This is a genomic window from Micromonospora sediminimaris, assembly GCF_016863575.1.
GTDB lineage: Bacteria > Actinomycetota > Actinomycetes > Mycobacteriales > Micromonosporaceae > Micromonospora > Micromonospora sediminimaris.
In genome coordinates this window covers 92,761-113,046 of record NZ_BOPD01000025.1, presented here as the reverse complement: position 1 = coordinate 113,046, position 20,286 = coordinate 92,761, and the positions used below count along the sequence as shown (strand labels likewise).

At 71.2% G+C, this 20,286-nt stretch carries 19 protein-coding genes; 9 read left to right on the top strand and 10 right to left on the bottom strand.

Going from position 1 to position 20,286, the window contains the following annotated elements; translation table 11 throughout:
* Positions 1–18: 18 nt before the first annotated feature.
* Positions 19–318, bottom strand: a complete 300-nt coding sequence (locus Vse01_RS20485; protein WP_093410630.1) for a DUF1540 domain-containing protein — start codon at positions 316–318, stop codon at positions 19–21.
* Between the two features lie 84 nt (positions 319–402).
* Positions 403–1,023 (bottom strand): DUF4126 domain-containing protein, encoded by a 621-nt coding sequence (locus Vse01_RS20480; RefSeq protein WP_093410677.1) that lies wholly within the window; start codon positions 1,021–1,023, stop codon positions 403–405.
* Positions 1,024–1,094: 71 nt separating this feature from the next.
* Here Vse01_RS20480 and nucS point away from each other — a divergent pair, with 71 nt between their 5' ends.
* A complete protein-coding gene (gene nucS, locus Vse01_RS20475; RefSeq protein WP_093410627.1) occupies positions 1,095–1,754 on the top strand; it encodes an endonuclease NucS in 660 nt (219 codons plus the stop codon).
* A 12-nt stretch (positions 1,755–1,766) separates the two neighbouring features.
* On the opposite strand, the gene Vse01_RS20470 is transcribed toward nucS, so the two are convergent.
* The gene (locus Vse01_RS20470; RefSeq protein ID WP_093410624.1) at positions 1,767–3,263 is read right to left on the bottom strand and encodes an aldehyde dehydrogenase family protein; all 1,497 of its coding nucleotides are present in this window, start codon (positions 3,261–3,263) and stop codon (positions 1,767–1,769) included.
* Between the two features lie 252 nt (positions 3,264–3,515).
* Between Vse01_RS20470 and Vse01_RS29655 the strand changes: the two genes are divergently transcribed.
* From Vse01_RS29655 to Vse01_RS20445, 5 genes are all read left to right on the top strand, one after another.
* Positions 3,516–3,971, top strand: a complete 456-nt coding sequence (locus Vse01_RS29655; RefSeq protein ID WP_093410621.1) for an FHA domain-containing protein — start codon at positions 3,516–3,518, stop codon at positions 3,969–3,971.
* Positions 3,972–4,049: 78 nt separating this feature from the next.
* Positions 4,050–5,114 (top strand): alpha/beta fold hydrolase, encoded by a 1,065-nt coding sequence (locus Vse01_RS20460; protein ID WP_373870691.1) that lies wholly within the window; start codon positions 4,050–4,052, stop codon positions 5,112–5,114.
* Positions 5,115–5,275: 161 nt separating this feature from the next.
* On the top strand, positions 5,276–7,060 hold the full coding sequence (locus tag Vse01_RS20455; protein ID WP_093410617.1) for a 3-hydroxyacyl-CoA dehydrogenase family protein: 1,785 nt from the start codon (positions 5,276–5,278) through the stop codon (positions 7,058–7,060).
* Between the two features lie 74 nt (positions 7,061–7,134).
* On the top strand, positions 7,135–7,422 hold the full coding sequence (locus tag Vse01_RS20450) for an Rv1322 family protein (protein WP_093410615.1): 288 nt from the start codon (positions 7,135–7,137) through the stop codon (positions 7,420–7,422).
* Positions 7,423–7,499: 77 nt separating this feature from the next.
* A complete protein-coding gene (locus Vse01_RS20445; RefSeq protein WP_093410613.1) occupies positions 7,500–8,309 on the top strand; it encodes an alpha/beta hydrolase in 810 nt (269 codons plus the stop codon).
* A gap of 45 nt (positions 8,310–8,354) precedes the next feature.
* On the opposite strand, the gene Vse01_RS20440 is transcribed toward Vse01_RS20445, so the two are convergent.
* The 7 genes from Vse01_RS20440 to mce form a co-directional block, all read right to left on the bottom strand.
* Entirely contained in the window at positions 8,355–9,617 is a 1,263-nt protein-coding gene (locus Vse01_RS20440; RefSeq protein WP_232511453.1) for an AI-2E family transporter, read from the bottom strand.
* A gap of 128 nt (positions 9,618–9,745) precedes the next feature.
* On the bottom strand, positions 9,746–9,928 hold the full coding sequence (locus Vse01_RS20435) for a DUF397 domain-containing protein (protein WP_093410611.1): 183 nt from the start codon (positions 9,926–9,928) through the stop codon (positions 9,746–9,748).
* Positions 9,919–10,719 (bottom strand): helix-turn-helix domain-containing protein, encoded by an 801-nt coding sequence (locus Vse01_RS20430; protein ID WP_093410609.1) that lies wholly within the window; start codon positions 10,717–10,719, stop codon positions 9,919–9,921. Before Vse01_RS20430 ends, Vse01_RS20435 begins: the two co-directional genes overlap by 10 nt.
* A gap of 721 nt (positions 10,720–11,440) precedes the next feature.
* Positions 11,441–13,684, bottom strand: coding sequence for a coiled-coil domain-containing protein (locus Vse01_RS20425; protein WP_093410607.1), 2,244 nt, complete (start codon positions 13,682–13,684; stop codon positions 11,441–11,443).
* A 183-nt stretch (positions 13,685–13,867) separates the two neighbouring features.
* Complete coding sequence (locus Vse01_RS20420) at positions 13,868–15,136, bottom strand: DivIVA domain-containing protein (protein WP_093410605.1); 1,269 nt, start codon at positions 15,134–15,136, stop codon at positions 13,868–13,870.
* 290 nt (positions 15,137–15,426) lie between these two features.
* Entirely contained in the window at positions 15,427–16,782 is a 1,356-nt protein-coding gene (ccrA, locus tag Vse01_RS20415; RefSeq protein ID WP_093410601.1) for a crotonyl-CoA carboxylase/reductase, read from the bottom strand.
* A 254-nt stretch (positions 16,783–17,036) separates the two neighbouring features.
* Positions 17,037–17,510: a methylmalonyl-CoA epimerase gene (gene mce / locus Vse01_RS20410; RefSeq protein ID WP_093410599.1), complete on the bottom strand. Its 474-nt coding sequence runs from the start codon at positions 17,508–17,510 to the stop codon at positions 17,037–17,039.
* 61 nt (positions 17,511–17,571) lie between these two features.
* On the opposite strand from mce, the gene Vse01_RS20405 reads away from it, so the two are divergent.
* The 3 genes from Vse01_RS20405 (at position 17,572) to Vse01_RS20395 (ending at position 20,262) form a co-directional block, all read left to right on the top strand.
* Positions 17,572–18,771 (top strand): acetyl-CoA C-acetyltransferase, encoded by a 1,200-nt coding sequence (locus Vse01_RS20405; protein ID WP_093410597.1) that lies wholly within the window; start codon positions 17,572–17,574, stop codon positions 18,769–18,771.
* A gap of 65 nt (positions 18,772–18,836) precedes the next feature.
* Entirely contained in the window at positions 18,837–19,772 is a 936-nt protein-coding gene (gene meaB / locus Vse01_RS20400) for a methylmalonyl Co-A mutase-associated GTPase MeaB (RefSeq protein WP_373870693.1), read from the top strand.
* A gap of 97 nt (positions 19,773–19,869) precedes the next feature.
* Complete coding sequence (locus Vse01_RS20395; RefSeq protein WP_373870690.1) at positions 19,870–20,262, top strand: Asp23/Gls24 family envelope stress response protein; 393 nt, start codon at positions 19,870–19,872, stop codon at positions 20,260–20,262.
* Positions 20,263–20,286: the final 24 nt, after the last annotated feature.

Here is a 20,286-nt window from a genome sequence, read left to right as displayed (position 1 = left end):
GACCGCACGGACGAGGTCTCAGCGGTGGTCGTAGGTTATGCAGTCGGCCATGTCGGCGTCGGGGCCGACCCGGATCGCCGGTGCCTGGCACTCCAACTGCTCGTTGTGCCGGCAGTCGGCGCGCTGGCACGCCCCGACCTGGGCGATCTGCCCGTCGAGGCCGGCCCGGACGGCGGGCATCTCGATGAAGGTGTGGCAGTGGGCGTGGTCCATGCTGCCGATGGTGATGGCGAAGGCGTGACAGTCGCCGGTGTGGTTGTACGCGCAGGCGGCAACCACGCACTCCTGGACCCGGGGCATCTCCATTGCTGCGGTCATGACCCAACCTCCTCCGTTGATTGCCCCAATTTTAGGCTTTAGGGCAGGTTGGGGTGGCGTTTCGGCCGTGCCGGTGGTCCGTAGTCAGACGCGGAAGCCCGCCTCCCGTGCGGCCTGCCGCTCCCGCCGCCGGTCCGCCCGGCGGCGCAGCAGCCACGGGAGGAAGAGCACGAGGCCGACCAGGAACACGAGCACCAGCACCGGCAGGATGATCGCGACGAGTGACATCACCACGCTCGTGGCGTCCTCGGCGGTGCTCGCCACCGGCGCGCCCACGCCGGCCGTGGCCGCATTGATCACCGGACGGGCTGTCGATTTCAGCAGGTGTACGCCGAACGCGATGAGCACCCCGACCAGCACCGGCAACCACTGGCCGCCACTGGCGAAGAAGCTGTCCGGATCGCTCACCGTCACGGTCTCGGACGCGGATCCGGCCCCGAACGCCAACCCGCCGGCCGTCGGCCGGACGACCGTCTGCACCATGTCGTTGACGTGGTCGACCACTGGCACCTTGTCCGCCACGACCTCGACGACGAGCAGCACCGCGAGGATGCCCAGCACCCACTCGTTGCCGAGCCACTGCCACCCGCCAGGCAGGTCTATGACGCTGGTGTAGCGGGCCAGCAGCCCCATCGCCAGCAACGGAATGTAGGCGTTCAGCCCCGCCGAGGCGGCGAGGCCGGTACCGGTGAGCACTTCGAGCACCAGCACAGCATGGCACCGGCACGCCAGCGCCGCTCGGTGGCGATGTCCGGTGACTCCGCTACCCTGCTCGGGTGCGGTTGGTGATTGCGAAATGCTCGGTGGACTATGTCGGACGACTCTCGGCCCACCTGCCGCCGGCCACCCGGCTGCTGATGGTGAAGGCGGACGGATCGGTCTCCATCCACGCCGATGACCGGGCGTACAAGCCGTTGAACTGGATGAGCCCGCCGTGCCGGCTGGAGGAGGCCCCGGGCGTCTGGCGGGTGGTCAACAAGGCCGGCGAGGAGCTGCGGATCACCCTGGAGGAGATCTTCCAGGACACCTCGTACGAGTTGGGTGTCGATCCCGGGCTGCGCAAGGACGGCGTGGAGGCTCACCTCCAGGAGTTGCTGGCGGCCAACCCCGAGGCGCTGGGAGACGGCTACACCCTGATCCGCCGCGAGTACATGACCGCGATCGGCCCGGTCGACCTGCTCTGCCGGGACGCCAACCAGGGCACGGTCGCCGTCGAGGTGAAGCGCCGTGGCGAGATCGACGGCGTGGAGCAGCTCACCCGCTACCTGGAGTTGCTCAACCGGGATCCGCTGCTCGCCCCGGTCGCCGGGGTGTTCGCGGCGCAGGAGATCAAGCCGCAGGCCCGGGTGCTCGCCACCGACCGGGGGATCCGCTGCGTGGTGGTCGACTACGACCGGCTGCGCGGCATCGAGCGGGACGAGTTGACGCTCTTCTAGGCGGTGCCGCGGTCACCGGCCGTAGAGCAGCTTGACCGCCTTCACCAGCCGGGCGACGTCGGCCGGGGTGCGCTCGAACGTGGTCGAGGGCAGCAGTGAACGACCCCGGCGGCGGGTGACGGCCTTGGCGCGGGCGAATTCGCGCAGCCCGTCCTCGCCGTGGATCCGGCCGAAACCGGACTCGCCGACGCCGCCGAACGGCAGGGTGGACATGCCGGCGAAGGTGAGCGTCGAGTTGACCGAGGCCATGCCGGAGCGCAGCCGCCGGGCGATCGCGACCGCGCGCCGCTGACCGAAGACCGAACCACCCAGCCCGTACGGCAGGGCGTTGGCCCGGGCGAGCGCCTCGTCGGCGGTGCGGACCCGGTTGATGGTCAGGGTCGGCCCGAAGGTCTCCTCGCGTACGGCGGCAGCCTGCTCCGGCACCTCGACCAGCACCGTCGGGTGCGCGTACGGCGGTCGTACCGCCTCCGGCCCGCCGAGCACCGCCCGACCGCCCCGGGCCACCGCGTCCTCGATGTGTCGCCGGATGACGTCGAGCTGACTCGGCATGGTGATCGGTCCGATGTCGGCGTCCCTGGGTCCGACGGTGAGCCGCCCGGCGCGCTCGACGACCTTGTCGACGAACGCGTCGAAGACCGGCTCGACGGCGTAGGCCCGTTCGATGCCGATGCAGGTCTGCCCGGCGTTGGTCATCGCTCCCCAGACGCAGGCCTCGGCGGCGGCGTCCAGATCGGCGTCGGAGTCCACGATCATGGCGTCCTTGCCGCCGGCTTCCAGCAGCACCGGGGTCAGCGACTCGGCGCAGGCCGCCATCACCTTCTTCGCGGTGGCGGTAGAGCCGGTGAAGGCGAGCTTGTCGACGCCGGCCCGGCACAGGGCGGCGCCGACGTCGCCGAGGCCGTGCACCGCGGTGAGCACCGGATGCTCGGGCACCACCTCGGCGAAGCTGTCGACGAGCCACTGACCGACGACCGGGGTGTACTCGCTCGGCTTGAAGACCACCGCGTTGCCGGCCGCCAGTGCGTACGCGATGGAACCGATAGGGGTGAAGACGGGATAGTTCCAGGGCCCGATCACGCCGACCACGCCATGCGGCTGGTACTCCAGGTGCGCCGAGAATTCGGCCAGGACGAGCCGTGAGCGGACCCGCCGGGGGCCGAGCACCCGCCGGGCGTTACGGGCCGCCCAGTCGACGTGCTCCACCGCGGTCACGATCTCGACGAGTGCGTCGGCGACCGGTTTGCCGCCCTCGGCGTGCATCAGGCCGGCCAACTCCTCCATCCGCTGCGCGAGCAGCCGCCGCCAGCGCAGCAGCCGCTCCCGCCGCTCGGTGTAGCCGAGCCCCGCCCACCACTGGCCGGCGGCGCGGGCCCGCTCGACGGCACGTTCGACGTCCACCGCGGCGGCGACCGGAACGCGTCCCGCTTCGTCGCCCGTGGCCGGGCTGGTGGAGATCAGGTGGTTGCCCTGAACAGTTGGGGTGCCGGGGGGTAGCACAGCCGTCATGGCGGAAGTCTAGACGCGAGAATTACTCGCCGGTAGGGGTGGGGAAACGGGCGAATCCTCCCGGCCGTCCGGGTGGTTGAACCGGACGAACCTCGCGTCCGGCCGACAGTTCCGTTGCCGGCCGCCGTGGAAGATGTGAACACAAAGCACCCGGATGGTTGCCGGTACGCATCCGGCTGGATGGTGAAGGTGGACACCCGCTGGTGAAACCCTGATCCGGGATCGTCGCACGGGTGGAAGGACTGACTGTCCATGGAGGAACATCCGCAACTGATGCCGCTGTTGACGGTGGCTGCCGGGCCGATGCGGGGGCAGCGCTTTCGGCTGCCGCGTCGGCCACAGGTGATCGGTCGCGACCCGGCGGTCGACATCGTCGTGCACGATCCGCACCTGAGCCGTCGACACGTCGAGATCTGGCGGGCCGGGGAGGTTGCCTCTCTGGTGGATCTCGGTTCCACCAACGGCACCTGGGTGAACGACCGCCGGGTCACCGAGGTCGTCCGGCTCAGCGACGGCGACGTGATCCGGATCGGCGGTAGCGAGCTGAGGTTCTTCGACCCGGGCCTGGCCCGGACGGACCCGGTGGGCCTGAGCTTCGAACTGCCCCGCCAGGAGCGGCGACCGAACCGACCGCTGCCCGCCACGGTCGAGACACCTGTGGTGCCCGGGCAGCCCGGCGCGGCAGCCGTGGTCGGCGTCCGCCGCTGACGACGAGCCTCGGTCACACGTCGGCCCGGCCGCAGATGGGTGCCGACCATATGGACCGGCGGTGTCGATCGTGGCAGCATGCCGCGGATGGAGACCCAGCAGCAGGTCGTCACCGCGAACGGAATCACCCAGGCCGTCCGGGTGGCCGGACCGGTCGACGGCGTACCGGTGGTGCTCGTGCACGGCAACTGTTCCTCGGCCGCCTTCTGGGAGCCGCTGGTGCGCCGCCTGCCGGAGACCGTCCGAGTGGTCGCGCCGGATCTGCGTGGCTACGGCGCCACGCAGACCGCCCCGGTAGACGCCAACCGTGGCCTGACCGACTTCGCCGACGACGTGGCGGCGTTGCTCGACGAGCCGTCGCTCTTCGCCGAGGGCGCCCGGCCCCTGGTGGTCGGCCACTCGCTCGGTGGCGGAGTGGCGATGCGCCTGCTGGTGGACCACCCGGACCGAATTGCCGGGCTGCTGCTCGCGGCACCGGTGTCCCCGTACGGCTTCGGAGCCACCCGCGACCTGGCCGGCACCCCGACCACGCCCGACCTCGCCGGCTCCGGCGCGGGCGCGACGAGCGGCGACTTCGTCGCGCGGCTGGCCGCCGGCGACCGCGGCGCCGAGGCGCGGACCAGCCCGCGCAGTGTGCTGCGGTCCGCGTACGTGGCGGACCCCGCCTGCCTCGGCGACGACGAGGAACTGCTGCTCGACAGCCTGCTCTCCACCGCCACCGGCCCGGACAACTACCCCGGCGACGCGGTGTCCTCGACGAACTGGCCGGGGAGCGCACCGGGTGGCCGTGGCGTGCTCAACGCACTCGCGCGTTTCCGGGTCGCCGAGGAGCTGGTGGCCGTGACACCCAAGCCCCCGGTCACCTGGATCCGCGGTGAGTCTGACGTGATCGTCTCGGACACCTCGCTGTTCGATCTGGCGCAGCTCGGAGCGCTGGGCGTGGTGCCCGGCTGGCCCGGGGCGCAGGCGTGCCCACCGCAGCCGATGATCGGGCAGATCCGTGCGGTGCTCGACCGGTACGTCGCCGCTGGCGGAAGCTACCGGGAGGTGGCGCTGCCCGGCTGCGGGCACAGCCCACACCTGGAGCGCCCGGCGGAGTTTGTCGCGGAGTTGCTCGCTCTCGCCGGGGTCGCTCCGGCCTGACCAGCCCGGAGCACCCGACTACCCGCCAGGTGGGTAAACCGGGCATCGGTGACATGTGCCACGGCGCCTCGACAACCGTGCGTCACGTGGCAGACTCGCGCGCATAACCTTAGCGGCCGTTCATTTCGGGCCGTGTCGTTGCGGACAGGGGAGGCCGGGTCGTGGCGCGCGAGTTCACCAGCGTGGGTGTGGTGGGTCTGGGCACCATGGGTGCCGGCATCGTCGAGGTCTTCGCCCGTAACGGCATCGACGTGGTGGCCGTGGAGATCTCCGACGCCGCGCTCGACCGTGGGCGGGCGAACCTGACCGGCTCGACGGACCGGGCGGTGGCCAGGGGCAAGCTCACCGAGGCCGACCGGGACGCCCTGCTGGCCCGGGTCACCTTCGCCGTCGGTCTGGACGCGCTGCACTCGGTGGACCTGGTGATCGAGGCGGTGCCCGAGCACCTCGACCTCAAGCAGCGGCTCTTCGCCGAGCTGGATCGGGTCTGCAAGCCCGAGGCCATCCTCGCCACCAACACCTCGTCGCTGAGCGTCACCGAGATCTCCGTGGCCACCGCGCGCCCCAACCAGGTCGTCGGCATCCACTTCTTCAATCCCGCACCGGTGATGAAGCTGGTCGAGGTGGTACGCACGGTGGTCACCTCAGCCGACGTGGTGGCCGACGTGGAGGCGCTCTGCGGACGGCTCGGCAAGGTCGACGTGACCATCAGCGACCGGGCCGGGTTCATCGCCAACGCGTTGCTCTTCGGCTACCTCAACCACGCCGTCGACATGTTCGAGTCCCGGTACGCCACCCGTGAGGACATCGACGCGGCCATGAAGCTCGGCTGCGGACTGCCCATGGGTCCGCTCGCGCTGATGGACCTGATCGGCCTGGACACCGCGTACGAGATCCTGGACACCATGTACCGGCGTGGTGGCCGGGACCGCCGGCACGCCCCGGTGCCGTTGCTCAAGCAGATGGTGACCGCAGGGCTGCTCGGGCGGAAGTCCGGCCGGGGCTTCTACACCTACGAGCGGCCCGGTTCGCCGAAGGTCGTACCGGACGAGCAGACGCCGACCACGACGGAACCGGCAGTGTCCGACGCGGCCGTGACCAAGATCGGCATCGTGGGTTCCGGGACGATGGCCACCGGGATCATCGAGGTCTTCGCCAAGGCGGGCTACGAGGTGGTGTCGGTGACCCGTGGTGCGGAGCAGTCGGCCAAGGTCTTCGAGGCGGTGCAGACCTCGCTGAACAAGGGCGTGGTCCGGGGCCGGCTCAGCGAGGCGGACCGGGACGCCGCGCTCGGCCGGATCAACTGGTCGGCGACGCTGGACCACCTGGCCGACGTGGATCTGGTGGTCGAGGCGGTGGTCGAGGAACTCAGCGTCAAGAAGGCCCTCTTCGCCAGCCTGGACGAGATCTGCAAGCCGGGCGTGGTGCTGGCGACCACCACCTCGTCGCTGCCGGTGATCGAGGTGGCGATGGCCACCCAGCGCCCGGCCGACGTGGTCGGTCTGCACTTCTTCAACCCGGCCCCGGCGATGCCGCTTGTGGAGATCGTCCGGACGATCCGTACCTCGGCCGAGACCATCGCCACCGCTCAGGCCGTCAGTGCCACGCTGGGCAAGACCGGTGTGGTCTGCGGCGACCGGTCCGGTTTCATCGTCAACGCGCTGCTGTTCCCGTATCTCAACGACGCGGTGCGGATGCTGGAGGCCAGCTACTCCACCACCGACGACATCGACCACGCGATGAAGCTGGGCTGCGGTTACCCGATGGGCCCGTTCGAGCTGCTCGACGTGGTCGGCCTGGACGTGGCGCTGGCCATCCAGCGGGAGCTGTACCTGGAACTGCGGGAGCCCGGGTTCGCCCCGGCGCCGCTGCTGGAGCACCTGGTCACCGCGGGTTACCTGGGCCGCAAGACCGGCCGCGGCTTCCGCGACCACACCCGCCGCTGACCGGGGCACGGCAGCTCGACCGTACGCTTGACGACGTGAGTCCCCGTCGCAACCGTCCCCGCCGTGACGACGCGGTGCGCCTCGACACCGAGCGCGCCCGGCACGGCGTTGCCGCAGTCCAGCAGTGGCGGGACGGCGAGTGGCAGGTGCGCGGCATCAGCGGCGGCGCGTCCACAAAGACGTACCGCTGCCCCGGGTGCGACCAGGAGATCCGGCCCGGCGTGGCGCACGTGGTCGCCTGGCCGGCGGACGGCCGGGGCGACCTGACCGACCGGCGGCACTGGCACACCGGCTGTTGGCGTGCCCGCGACCGCCGGGCCCCGGTCATCCAGCGCGGGCGCAACGCGCCCCGCCACGGCTGACGGCGCGGCCCGGAGTCACCTTCGCGATCTTGGTCACGTCGAGAGCGGAGCGGTGGGCGGCACGGGACAATGGGCGGGTGAGTAAAGCTATCCGTGCCTCCTCGATCCTGCCGGGGCACCGGGAGGACATCGAGCTGCACACCGCGGATGAGCTGCGGTTGGTCGGCGAGTTGGCCCGCCCGGTCGACCGGGAACCGGCCGCGACGCTGGTCTGCCTGCATCCGCTGCCCACCCACGGCGGGATGATGGACAGCCACGTCTTCCGCAAGGCGGCCTGGCGACTGCCCGCCCTGGCCGACCTGGCCGTGCTCAGATTCAACACCCGGGGCACCAGCAGCGTGCGCGGCACCAGCGAGGGCAGCTTCGACTCCGCCGTCGGCGAGCGCTTCGACGTCGCCGCCGCGATCGAGTACGCCGAGTTCCACGAACTGCCGAACGTCTGGCTGCTGGGCTGGTCGTTCGGCACCGACCTGGCGCTGCGCTACGGCTGCGACCCGGCGGTGACCGGCGCGATCCTGCTCTCCCCGCCGCTGCGCTACTCCGGCCGGTCCGACCTCGACGAGTGGGCCGAGTCGGGCAAGCCACTCACCGCGCTGGTGCCGGAGTTCGACGACTACCTGCGCCCGGAGCAGGCCCGTGAGCAGTTCGCGGCGGTGCCACAGGCCGAGGTCGTCGGTGTACCCGGTGCCAAGCACCTCTGGGTCGGCGACGCCGAGACCGTGCTGGACGAGGTGGTCCGGCGGGTCAACCCGGCGGTGCCGGTGCCGCTACCGACCACCTGGGACGGCCCGATGGAGACCGGCGACGCCAGCGCGTACGCCGACCGGACGGTCGCCGCGTTCGCCGACACGCCGGTGTCCGGCCCACCGCAGCGTCGGGCCGACTGAGCTCCCGGCCCGGCGAGCCGGTGCCGGTCTGCCCTGGCCGGCGGGTCAGCGGGCATCCTGGCGGGGGAGGATCACCTCACGGAGGATCAGCTGGATGGCGGCCACCGTCGGGATGGCGATCAGCGCGCCGATCACCCCCACCAGCGACACCCCGAGCAGCGCGGCTACCAGCGCCGCGACCTCGTTGACCTGCACCGAACGTCGCATGATCTTGGGATAGATGAGGTAGTTCTCGACCTGCTGGTAGATCACGAAGAAGATCACGCAGGCGATGCCGACCGAGGGGTCGGTGGCGAAGCCGACCAGGCTGACGATCACGGCACCGAGGGTGGCGCCGATCTGTGGGATGAGGTCGGTCACCGCGACCACCACCGCCAGCGCGAACGGATATGGCAGGCCGACGATCAGCGCGAACACGAAGGTGCTCGCACCGGCCAGGACCGCGATGGCGAGCGCGCCGACCATGTACGCCCCGACCTTGGTCAGGATCTCGTCGCCGATCAGCTGCACCCGCTGACGACGGGAGCGCGGTACCAGGGCGTAGCCGAGGTCGCGGAGCCGGTCGAAGTAGACCAGGAAGTAGATGGTCAGCACCAGCACGGTCAGCACCCGGAACACGGTGCCGAAGACCAGTTGGGCGCCGCCGAGCACTCCGCCCAACGCCCGACCGACCACGTCCGCGCTGGCCGCCTCCTGCGCACGCCGCATCAGGTCGAACCGCTCGACCAGGTCGTTCACCGTCTCGTTGCGGCGCAGTGACTCAAGGTAGCTCGGCAACTGCTCGATGAACTGCCCGGACTGGGTCACGATCGGCGGCACCAGCGCCAGCACCCCGGCGGCGAGCAGCGCCAGCACGACAAGCACGACCGTCGCCACGGCCAACCCGCGCGGGAACCCCCAGGACCGCAGCCGGATCACCGCCGGGTGCAGGCCCACCGCGAGGAAGAGCGCGATCACCACCAGGACCAGGATCCCCGCGGCGTTGCGCACCCCCAGATAGACCGCGTACGCGAGCAGCACGCCGAGCGCCCCGGTGAATCCGACCAGGAAACTGTTGCGTCGCAGCGGTCGCCCGGGAGTGCCGAAGCGGCCGGAGTCGGCCCCTTCCGGACGCTGCGCACCGCCGACCGTGGCGGTCTCGCCGGCTGGCAACGCGTTCCTCGTATCCCCGCCGAGGCCTGCCGCCCGCGCGCCCTCCGGCGTCGCCTCCCGGGCTTGCGTCGCGTCACCTCGACCTGCCTCGGGCCGGTCGGGTTCGGCCGGCCTCGGCTCGGCCTCGTCGGGCTCGTCGGGCTCGTGCTGTGCCATCCGGTCTCCCCGTCGGTCTTCCGGCGGCCGCCGGATCGTGCTGCTCCGGCCGGCGAGCCCTGAGGTGTGGTGCGGGCGCGCTGTCGAGCTGAGGGCGTTGGTGGCTCAGCGTGGGACGGTGCGGCGGATCAAGGCCGCTTGACCTTGTCGACGAAGGACCGCCAGGTCGACGGGGTGAACGCGAGCACCGGACCCTGCCGGTCCTTGCTGTCCCGGACGGCCACCACGCCGGGCAGGTTGTCGGCCACCTCCACGCAGTCGGTGCTCCCGCTGCGGGTGGAGGTACGCCAGGTCGCGCCGTTCAGGGCCATGACTTCACCATCTCGTTGAGGAGTGCGATCGACTGCTGGCGGGACAGCGCCTCGTTGCGCACCGTCTCCCAGCGCGCCAACAGGGTAGCCAGATTCGCCTCGTTGTCGGTCGGTGACGCGGTCAGTTGGGTCTCCTGGCTCGCCACCCAGCCACCGTCCACACCTCGGGCCAGCGAGAACGAGCCGTAGAGGCCGACGTGCAGCCCGACGCTGAGCGGCACGACGTGGACGCTGACGTTCGGCCGCTCGGCGCAGGCGATCAGGTGCTCGATCTGGTGCGCCATGGGCGTCCGGAGACGCTCCTCCCGCCGATGCACGATGGCCTCGTCGACGACCGCTATGAGCTGCGGCGGGTCGGGCTGGTCGAGGATGGTCTGCCGGTCCAGCCGGGCGGCCACCCGCTGCTCCACCTCCTCGTCGCTGAGCAGGTCGTCGCAGCGGATCACCGCGCGGGCGTAGCCCTCGGTCTGAAGCAGCGCGGGGACCAGCGTGGGCTGGAAGACCCGAAGCTGCCGGGCCTGGCGTTCGGCGTCCAACCAGGGCAGGAACCAGGACGGCTGTCCTTCCCGCTCGGCGATCCGCAGCAGCGACGCCAGCAGGCCGCCGGAGGTCAGCACCTCGTCGGCCCGGGCCAGCAGCTGACGATCGTACGGTCGGGTGCCGGTCTCGACGGCGGAGACCATGGACGCCGAGTAGTGCACCAGCTTTCCGAACTCCTCCTGGGTGTGCCCGGCGGCGACCCGCAGTCGGCGTAACTGTGACCGGATCAGATCCGCCGTCGTCTGTTCCACACTGCCTCCACAACCATCTGCCGAGAACCACTCGGTATCTCTCGGCGGCAGCTCCGGTGCGCACCAGGGCCACCACCAGCCTCGATGCCTTCCGACAGTAGTGGTCCGGTCACCAGACTGTCAGCTATGCCGGATTCGGTCGTGGCCCGGAGGGCGCGGACGGGTTCAGGCGGGGGCCGCCCGCATCCCCCGCGGGCAACCTCACCCAGCCCGCTCTGGGTACATCTGTTGCTGCTCTGGCGACAACAGATGTACCCAGAGCCTTCCTCGCCGGAGCTTGATGTGTTCAAAGAGCGCGCGGCCGGACCAGCCCGACCACCACACACCCCGCTACGGCCGACCTGGTGCTGCCGTACCGACGGGCAGCCCTGGCCCTGCGGGGAGGCGCGACTACTGCTGCGGGCGGAGTACGAACACAACCCGACCGGCCTGTCGATCTACCTCGCCGGCTTCTCCCGCTTCCTCGCCTGGACCAGACCCCGCCGCCACCCCCCACCGACTCGCCGATCTTGCAGTTGTGGTCCCTGATTCGTCCACTAACGCCTGGTATGCCGCGACCACAACTGCAAGATCGCGGGTGCGGGTGCGGGTGCGGACTTCCGGGGCGGGGTGGCCTGGCCGTGCCTGGGACAGCGTCCTCGCCGACGTCAGCCGCCCGCGGCGGCGGCTCGCCGTTGGAGGTGGGCCGTAGCCGATCCGGGCCAACGCTCAGGGCGAGACGTCAGTCAGAGGTGACCTTGCTGGGCTTGGCGCTGCGCTCGTCGGTGGTCGGCTTGGTCGGACGCTTGCCGTTCTCGCCGGTGCTGGTGATCTTCGTCGGGGTGGCACCTCGGCCACCCTCGCCGGGTACCGCCGCCACCGTCGGCTCGCCGTCCAGCCCTTCGCTGGCGGTGCCGCCGTCGACGCTTGTCGGCTCGGCTGTCGGCTTGTTCGGCGAGGGATCCTCGACCGTGGTGACCGGTTCCGCCGCCGGCTTGGTCGCCGGCCCGGCATCGTCACCGCTCGGACGGTCACCGGCTCGGCCGCCCCCGGCCGGGGCCTCGTCGCCGGGGCGGGTGGCAGCGCCGCCGGAGGGAGCGACCGCCAGCGGGTCGCCGGAGGGTTGAGTGCCGTTCGTCGAGACGCCGGTGGGGTGTGCCCCGTTGGCGGACACTGCGGCAACCGTCGGTGGCGTCGAGCCGTCGGGCGCTGAGGTGGCCTGTAGCCGCAGGCCGAGCAACTTGCGCTCCAGTTCGTCGGACTCCTGCCGGGACTTCCACGTCTCCTGACGCAGGTCGGCGAGCTGCTGCTGGGCCTTGGCGATCTCCAGCATCACCTGGGCGAGCTGCTGCCGGCCGGCTGCGGCCTCCTGCTGCGTGGCGGCGAGGTGCTGCTGGGTGGTGGCCAGATGCTGTTGGGTGGTGGCCGCGTACTCCTCGAACTGGCGGCGGGACGCCGCGACGTGCTCGTCCGCCTCCTGCCGCACGGCGGTGACGTGCTCGTCCGCCTCCCGCCGTGTGGTCTCGGCGTACTGGTCGGCATCGCGGTGGGTGCTGGCCGCGTACTCGTCGGCCTCACTCCGCACGGCGGTGACGTACTCGTCGGCTTCGCGTCGCTTCGCGGCCGACTCGGTTTCCGCCTGGCGCAGCAGCTCACCGGCCTGTTCCTCGGCCCGCCCGCGTACCGTGGCGGCCTCCTGCTCGGCGGCCTGGCGGATCTGGTCGGCGCCCTGCTCGATTTCGTTCTTCCGCGCCGTGTACTCGGACTCCAGCTGGGACCGCCGGGTCTCGAAGCCGGACTCCAGCTCGGCGGTACGGGTGCGGATCCGCTCGTCCAGCTCGGCGTTGCGGGTCTTGTACTGCTTCTCCAGGTGATCGCGGCGGGCGGTGAACTCGCGTTCGGCGGTCGCCTTGCGCTCGGTCAACTCCCGGTCGGCCGCCTCGCGTCGGCTGTTTACCTCTTTCTCCACCCCGGCCCGCCAGGCACCCAGCTCCTGCTGCGCCTGCGCCCGGGCGTGCTGCACGTACGCCTCGGTCTCGCTGCGCATCCGCTGGGCGTACGCCTCGGTCTCGGCGCGGGTGCGCTTGGCCGCCTCGGTCGCCTGGGTGCTCAGCCGCTCGGCCTCCTGGCGGGCCTTGTTGCGGGCGGCCCGGCCGGCCTCGGCGGCGTCGTCGATGATCTGCTTGGCCTCCTGCTGGGCCTTGGCGTGGGTGGCCCGGCCGGCCTCGGTGGCCTGGTCGACCAGCCGTCGCGCCTCCTGCTGGGCCTTGGCGTGCACCTCCTTGGCGGCGTCGCGAAGCTGGGTCGCCTCCTGCTGGGCGGTGGCGAGCGCCTCGCGGGCCGCGTCGCGTAGCTTGGTCGCCTCCTGCTGGGCCCGGCTGTGGATCTCCTTGGCCGCGTCCCGGAGCTGCGTCGCCTCCTGCTGGGCCCGGGCCAGGGCCTCCTGAGCGGACTTGCGCAGCCGGGCGGCCTCCTCCTTCGCCGACTTCGCGGCGGCCTCCGACTCGGCCCGGCGGGTCGCGGCCTGCCGCTCCTCCTCGGCCCGCCGAGCGGCCAGGGCGATCTCGAAATCCTTGAGCGCGGTGGCCGCCGCGACGCGGGCCTCCTCGATGATGTGCTCGGCGGCGGCCCGGCGGGCTTCGATCTCCTCGTTGGCGGCGGAGAGGATGTCCTCGGCCTGTTCCTCGGCCAGCGTGAGGATCTGCTCCACCCGCGGCCCGAGGTGTCGGAAGGCGGCCCGGTCGACGACCCCGACCTGCTTGCGCACCTGGGCGAGGTCGCGTTGCAGCACCTCGACCTGACCGGCCAGCTTGTGGATCTGGGTGTACGCCTGCTCCCGTTCGGCCGCGAGCGCGGCGATCTCGTGCTCCGCACGAGCGACGTATCGGTCGACCTGTCGTTTCTCGTACCCCCGCAGAGCGGACTCGAAGCTGGGCTCCGTGGTCACGTCCCCGCCGAGCGCGAACAGTTCCTCGCCGTGCGACATGCTCCCATCCTCACACGCATCGGGCCCTCCTGGGGCGATACGGACGCCCCTGTTGGGACCTACTTCACGGCTCGGGGAAGGCGACGCTGGTAGCCGGCCCGGGCCCCGCGAAACGCAGGGCGGCGCGGGGTGTCACCGGTCGCCCGATGTCACCCCGCGCCGTGGATCATGCCCCGGGTGTGATCAGCTGGTGGTTTCCGCGGCCACCTTGTCGTCCGCCCCGTCCGCCTTCTTGGCCGCCGGCTTGTCGCCCTCGGCAGCGGCGGCCTTGTTCGGCACGCCCGGAACGATGCCGGCCAGGCCGGAGAGCATCTGCCCAAGCTGCGAGGTGACGGCGTCCTTCTGCCGGGTGAGGTCCTCGACCTCGCGGCGCGCCGCCTGGGTGGTCAGCTCGGCCTCGGTGCGCGCCTCGTTGAGCAGGCGCTGCGACTCGGCGCGCGCCTCGTTCAGCGTCCGCTCGGACAGCGCCTTGGCCTTCTCCACCGTCTCGGTGGCGGTGCGCTCCGACTCGACCCGGCGGGCCTCGGCCCGCTGCTCGATCTCCTTGGCCCGGTCCTGCGCGGCGCGGGCCCGCTGCTCGGCCTCGTTGACCAGCTTCTGGGTCTGCGCGACCTGGGCGGCGTGCCGCTCCGACTCCTCGCGCTCGGCCTTCTCCCGCCGTTCTGCTAGCTGCAGCTCCAGGGCCTGGAGGTCCTTGTCGCGCTTGTCGCGGGCGTCAGTGAGCAGCTTGGTCGCCTCGGCGCGCTTCTCCTCGGCCTCGCGGGCGGCCTTGGCCCGCTGCTGGGTGATCTCGCGCTCGGCGGTGGCCCGGAGGGTGGCCACCTCGCGTTCCACTGTGGACTTCAGCTCGGCGACCTCGTGGGCGGTCACCGTACGCAGCTGCTTGGTCTCCCGATCCGCGTCGGCGCGCAGCGTGTCGGCCTCGCGGCGGGCCTGGACGCGCACCTCGGCGGCCTCGCGCTCCGCGGCGGTGCGGACGTTGCCCGCCTCCCGCTCGGCGGTGGCCTTCATGGCCGCGGCCTCGGCGCGTGCCTTGTCGGTGATCTCGCGCGCTTCGAGGCGGGCGGCGGAGAGGATCCCCTCCGACTCGCGCTTGGCCTCGTTGCGGTGGTCGTTGGCCTGCTCCTCGGCGAGCCGGAGGATCTGCTCGACCCGGGTGCCGAGGCCGGACAGCGTGGGCCGGCTGTTCTCCTCCAGCTGCTTGCTGGTGTCGGTGAGCTTCTGCTCAAGGGCAGTCAGCCGCTGCTCGGACTGCCGGAGCCGGCGCTGCGCGTCGTTGAGCGCCTGCTCGGCGTCGGCGCGGTCCTTGTTGGCCTGGCTCAGTGCGGCGTTGAGCCGGCCGATGAAGTCGTCGACCTGACCGGTGTTGTATCCGCGCAGGCCAACCGTGAAATCTGGCTGCGAGTTCGCGTTATCGAAGAACGCGAGAGGGGAGGACTGCTGCTGGGGCATTGGGACATACTGGCAGACTCCCTGGGGTGCTTCGCAAGAGCGTGCCGCCCTTTGCCGCCCGCATTACATGGTCAACTCCGCGCGGTGGCCGACCACCGGCGCGACATGCGATCTTGCCAGCTCCGGGGCGAGCTGGATGGCACGGAGCGTGACGTGGAAAAGGGCCGTGGCGCGGTGGCGCACGGCCCTTTGTTTCCGACGTCGCCCGCTCGCACGAATGGGCGTCGGGGCACCCGTGTGGAAAGCCAATCGGCGATCACCGAATGGCCATCGACGCCTCGGCCTTCAGGTCAGCGCCCACGGAACCGGTTGATGGCCTCGGCGTGGCGGGCGCGCAGCTCGGGGTCGCGTACGCCGAGTCCGTCCTCTGGGGCCAGACAGCGGACGCCGACCTTGCCCTGGTGGGCGTTGCGGTGCACCTCGTACGCGGCCTGGCCGGTCTGCTCCAGCGCGTACGTCCTGGACACGGTGGGGTGGATCTTCCCCAGCGCCACCAGCCGGTTGGCCTCCCACGCCTCGCGGTAGTTGGCGAAGTGGCTGCCCACGATGCGCTTGAGGTGCATCCAGAGGTAGCGGTTGTCGTACTGGTGCAGGAAGCCGCTTGTGGAGGCGCAGGTGACGATGGTGCCGCCGCGCTTGGCGACGTAGACGCTGGCACCGAAGGTCTCCCGGCCGGGGTGCTCGAAGACGATGTCCGGGTCCTCCCCGCCGGTGAGTTCCCGGATCCGCTCGCCGAAGCGACGCCACTCGTCCGGATCCTGGGTCTGCTCGTCGGACCAGAACCGGAAGCCCTCGGCGGAGCGGTCGATGACCAGCTCGGCACCCATCCGCCGGCACAGCTCCGCCTTCTCCGGAGAGGAGACCACGCAGACCGGGATCGCACCGCCGTTGAGCGCCATCTGGGTGGCGTAGCCGCCCAGGCCGCCCGAGGCGCCCCAGATCAGCACCACGTCGCCCTGCTTCATGTTCGCCCCGTGGTGCGACACCAGTTGTCGGTACGCGGTCGAGTTGACCAGCCCGGGGCTGGCCGCCTCCTCCCAGCTCAGGTGCGCCGGCTTGGGCATCAGCTGGTTGGCCTTGACCACGGCCAGCTCGGCCAGGCCACCGAAGTTGGTCTCGAACCCCCAGATCCGCTGCTGCGGATCGAGCATCGTGTCGTCGTGACCGGCCGCGTCCTCCAACTCGACCGACAGGCAGTGGGCCACCACCTCGTCGCCCGGGCGCCAGCGACTCACCCCGGCACCGACCCGTAGCACCACGCCCGCCGCGTCCGAACCGACCACGTGGTACGGCAGGTCGTGCCGGCGGGCCAACTCGGAGGTGCGGCCGTAGCGCTGGAGGAACCTGAAGGTGGACAGTGGCTCGAAGATGCTGGTCCAGACGGTGTTGTAGTTGATGGCGCTGGCCATCACCGCGACCAGTGCCTCGCCCGGGCCGAGTTCGGGTGTGGGCACCTCCTGGAGGTGCAGCGCCTTGCGCGGGTCCTTGTCCCGGGTGGCCATGCCGTCGAACATCCGGGTCTCTTCGGCCCGGACCACCACGCCCCGGTAGCTCTCCGGTACCGGCAGTCCGGCGACACCGCCCAACTCGCGCGCCGGGTCGACCGACCCGTCCGCCGCCATGATGGCTTCGAGGATGTCCTGCACGGTGACCTCCGGTTCTCGCCGCTGGGCGGCGGGCCTGGGGCTGCCATCGTCGACGCTGGTCGGCGGCGATCACCATGTCGGCCGCCGCCACATCCCGCGCCTTCGGGCTACCTGTGAGGCCGGAGGTTACTGAACGGTAGCTAGGGCCGGAAGCCTCCTGTGAAAAAGTGCATCGGCCGCTGCGCGGAGGTGCATGCCCGCTCCGGCAAGCGCACACCTCCGTGCTCGCGACGGGTCGTGCGCGGCCCTTCGGATCAGTGCGCCGCGGCCGGTTGGACCAGCTCGATCAGCACGCCGCCGGCGTCCTTCGGGTGCACGAAATTGATCCGCGAGTCGGCGGTGCCACGCTTCGGGTTCTCGTAGAGCAGCCGTACGCCACGCTCGCGCAGCGCCGCGCAGGCCGCGTCGATGTCAGTCACCGTGTACGCCACCTGCTGAACGCCCGGGCCGTTGCGGTCCAGGAACTTCGCGATCGTCGACTCCGGGGTCAGCGGCGCGAGTAGCTGGACGCAACCGCCCTCGGTGCTCGGCCCGACCGCCAGCATCGCCTCCCGGACACCCTGCTCGGTGTTGGTCTCCGTGTGCACACAGCGCATCCCGAAGGTGCGCTGGTAGAAGTCGATGGCGGCGTCGAGGTCGGGCACCGCGATCCCGACATGGTCGATGCGGCGCAGCCCGATGTCTGTGACATAGTCGGCAGCGGGCTCGACGGGGGAGTTCTCAGGCATGACGTTAGTCTGGCCGAACAATCGTTAAGGCGTACAGGTCGGCACCCCCTCGGAGGCAGGTATGGCTTCGGTGATCGTCAGCGGCGCGCGGACCCCGATGGGGCGCCTGCTGGGCAACCTCAAGGACCTACCGGCGACGAAACTCGGCGGCATCGCGATCTCTGCTGCGCTCGAACGGGCGGGAATCGCACCTGACCAGGTGCAATACGTGATCATGGGCCAGGTGCTCCAGGCCGGCACCGGGCAGATTCCCGCCCGGCAGGCGGCCGTCGAGGCCGGCATCCCGATGTCCGTACCGGCCCTGACGATCAACAAGGTCTGCCTCTCCGGGCTCGACGCGATCGCCCTGGCCGACCAGCTGATCCGGGCCGGTGAGTTCGACATCGTGGTGGCCGGCGGCATGGAGTCGATGACCAACGCCCCGCACCTGCTGCTCGGCCAGCGCGCCGGCTACAAGTACGGCGATGTGGTGATCAAGGACCACATGGCGCTCGACGGGCTGACCGACGCGTGGGACTGCTGCTCGATGGGGGAGTCCACCGAGCGGCACGGCAGCACCCGGAGCATCACCCGCCGGGAACAGGACGAGTTCGCGGCCAGCAGCCACCAGCGCGCCGCCGCCGCCCAGAAGAACGGCCACTTCGCCGAGGAGATCACCCCGGTGGTCATCCCGCAGCGCAAGGGTGACCCGCTGGTGATCAGCGAGGACGAGGGCATCCGGCCGGACACCACCGCCGATTCCCTGGCCAAGCTCCGCCCGGCGTTCACCTCCGACGGCACCATCACCGCCGGCAGTTCCTCGCCGATCTCCGACGGCGCCGCCGCCGTGGTGGTGATGAGCAAGGCGAAGGCCAAGGAGCTGGGCCTGGCCTGGCTGGCCGAGGTGGGGGCGCACGGCAACGTGGCAGGCCCGGACAACTCCCTGCACTCGCAGCCCTCGAACGCCATCCAGCACGCCCTGCGCAAGGGCGGTCTGGCCGTCTCCGACCTCGACCTGATCGAGATCAACGAGGCGTTCGCGCAGGTCGGTATCCAGTCGACCCGTGACCTCGGGATCAGCCCCGACAAGGTCAACGTCAACGGCGGCGCGATCGCGCTCGGCCACCCGATCGGCATGTCCGGCGCCCGGCTGGTGCTCACCCTCGCGCTGGAACTCAAGCGGCGCGGCGGCGGCACCGGCGCGGCAGCGCTCTGCGGGGGTGGCGGACAGGGCGACGCACTGATCATCCATGTTCCCGACCCCACCGAAACCGATCTGTGAGCGAGTCCAACACCCGCGTCCCGGCGGCGGCCACCGGTTCGGTACGCCGCAGCCGGGACGTTCCGATGCTTGTCGAACGGGCCCGCGACGGTGACCCCCGCGCGGTGGCCCGACTGATCACCCTGGTCGAGTCGGGCGACGAGACCGTGCCGGCCATCGCCGCGGCGCTCGCCCCGTACACCGGACGGGCCCAGGTGGTCGGCCTGACCGGCTCGCCGGGGGTGGGCAAGTCCACCACCACGAACGAACTGGTCCGGGCGCTGCGGGCGCACGGGCACCGGGTCGGGGTGCTGGCCATCGATCCGTCCAGCCCGTTCACCGGCGGCGCGATCCTCGGTGACCGGGTGCGGATGCAGGACCATGCCACCGACCCGGGCGTCTACATCCGCTCGATGTCCAGCCGGGGGCACCTCGGCGGGCTGTCGGCGGCCACCCCGCAGGCGGTGCGGGTGCTGGAGGGCGCCGGCTGTGACGTGGTGCTGGTGGAGACCGTCGGGGTCGGGCAGGCGGAGGTCGAGGTCGCCTCGCTCGCCGACACCACGCTGGTGCTGCTCGCGCCGGGCATGGGCGACGCGATCCAGGCGGTGAAGGCCGGCATCCTGGAGATCGCCGACGTCTTCGTGGTGAACAAGGCCGACCGGGACGGTGCCGACGCCACCGTCCGGGACATCCAGGGCATGATCGCCCTCGGCGAGCGCGGTCCGGGCCAGTGGCGTCCGCAGGTGGTTCGCGCGGTCGCCGCCCGTGGTGAGGGCATCGACGACGTCGCCGTCGCCATCGACAAGCACCGCGCCTGGCTGGTCGAGCACGACGAGTTGCGACGTCGGCGTGAGGCGCGGGCCGCCGCCGAGGTCGAGGCGATCGCGCTCGGCGTGCTCCGCGCCCGGATCGGCTCGCTGCGCGACGGTACGCAGCTGCCGGCGCTCGCCGCCGAGGTGGCGGCCGGTGCCACCGATCCGTACGCGGCAGCCGAGGCGTTGCTCGCTCAGCTGGCCGGGTAACCGCGTCCACTACGGACCGCCGGAGACGGTTAGGCTCGCACCGCCGCGCGGGTGCGCGGGTACTGCGACGGCCGCTGGGGGACGCATGGACCACGAGATGACGCAGGAGTTGGCGATGACGCCGGACGCGGTGGCGGGCGGGCGTACCCACATCTCGGACGAGGTGGTGGAAAAGATCGCGGTGGCCGCGGCGAAGGCCGTGCCCGGCGTGGTCGAGCTGGGTGGCGATGTCGCCCGGTTCTTCAACGCGGTGCTGGACCGGGTGGGGCTCGACCAGGTCGGCGACGCGCGTCGGGGCTGCTCCGCGCACGTCACCAACGGCGGTGCCGTGATCAACCTGGTAATCGTGACCGACGCCGGGCATCCGGTGCCTGAGGTGACCACTGCGGTGCGGGTCGAGGTGACCCGGGCGGTCGAGGCGTACGGACTGCGGGTCGACGAGATCAACATCCGGGTGGACGACGTGGCCATCGACGGCCCCGCCGCCTGAGTTCGGGCAGCTCAGGTTACCGGT

Excerpts from the sequence above, each read along its gene's own strand:
- mce (WP_093410599.1), bottom strand. The coding sequence starts at position 17,510 with ATGCCTGAGAACTCCCCCGTCGAGCCCGCTGCCGACTATGTCACAGAC.
- Vse01_RS20395 (WP_373870690.1), top strand. The coding sequence starts at position 19,870 with ATGACGCAGGAGTTGGCGATGACGCCGGACGCGGTGGCGGGCGGGCGT.
- meaB (WP_373870693.1), top strand. The coding sequence starts at position 18,837 with ATGCTTGTCGAACGGGCCCGCGACGGTGACCCCCGCGCGGTGGCCCGA.
- Vse01_RS20435 (WP_093410611.1), bottom strand. The coding sequence starts at position 9,928 with ATGGCCCTGAACGGCGCGACCTGGCGTACCTCCACCCGCAGCGGGAGC.
- Vse01_RS20485 (WP_093410630.1), bottom strand. The coding sequence starts at position 318 with ATGACCGCAGCAATGGAGATGCCCCGGGTCCAGGAGTGCGTGGTTGCC.
- Vse01_RS20425 (WP_093410607.1), bottom strand. The coding sequence starts at position 13,684 with ATGTCGCACGGCGAGGAACTGTTCGCGCTCGGCGGGGACGTGACCACG.
- Vse01_RS20440 (WP_232511453.1), bottom strand. The coding sequence starts at position 9,617 with ATGGCACAGCACGAGCCCGACGAGCCCGACGAGGCCGAGCCGAGGCCG.
- Vse01_RS20460 (WP_373870691.1), top strand. The coding sequence starts at position 4,050 with ATGCCGCGGATGGAGACCCAGCAGCAGGTCGTCACCGCGAACGGAATC.
- Vse01_RS20470 (WP_093410624.1), bottom strand. The coding sequence starts at position 3,263 with ATGACGGCTGTGCTACCCCCCGGCACCCCAACTGTTCAGGGCAACCAC.
- Vse01_RS20405 (WP_093410597.1), top strand. The coding sequence starts at position 17,572 with ATGGCTTCGGTGATCGTCAGCGGCGCGCGGACCCCGATGGGGCGCCTG.
- Vse01_RS20420 (WP_093410605.1), bottom strand. The coding sequence starts at position 15,136 with ATGCCCCAGCAGCAGTCCTCCCCTCTCGCGTTCTTCGATAACGCGAAC.
- Vse01_RS29655 (WP_093410621.1), top strand. The coding sequence starts at position 3,516 with ATGGAGGAACATCCGCAACTGATGCCGCTGTTGACGGTGGCTGCCGGG.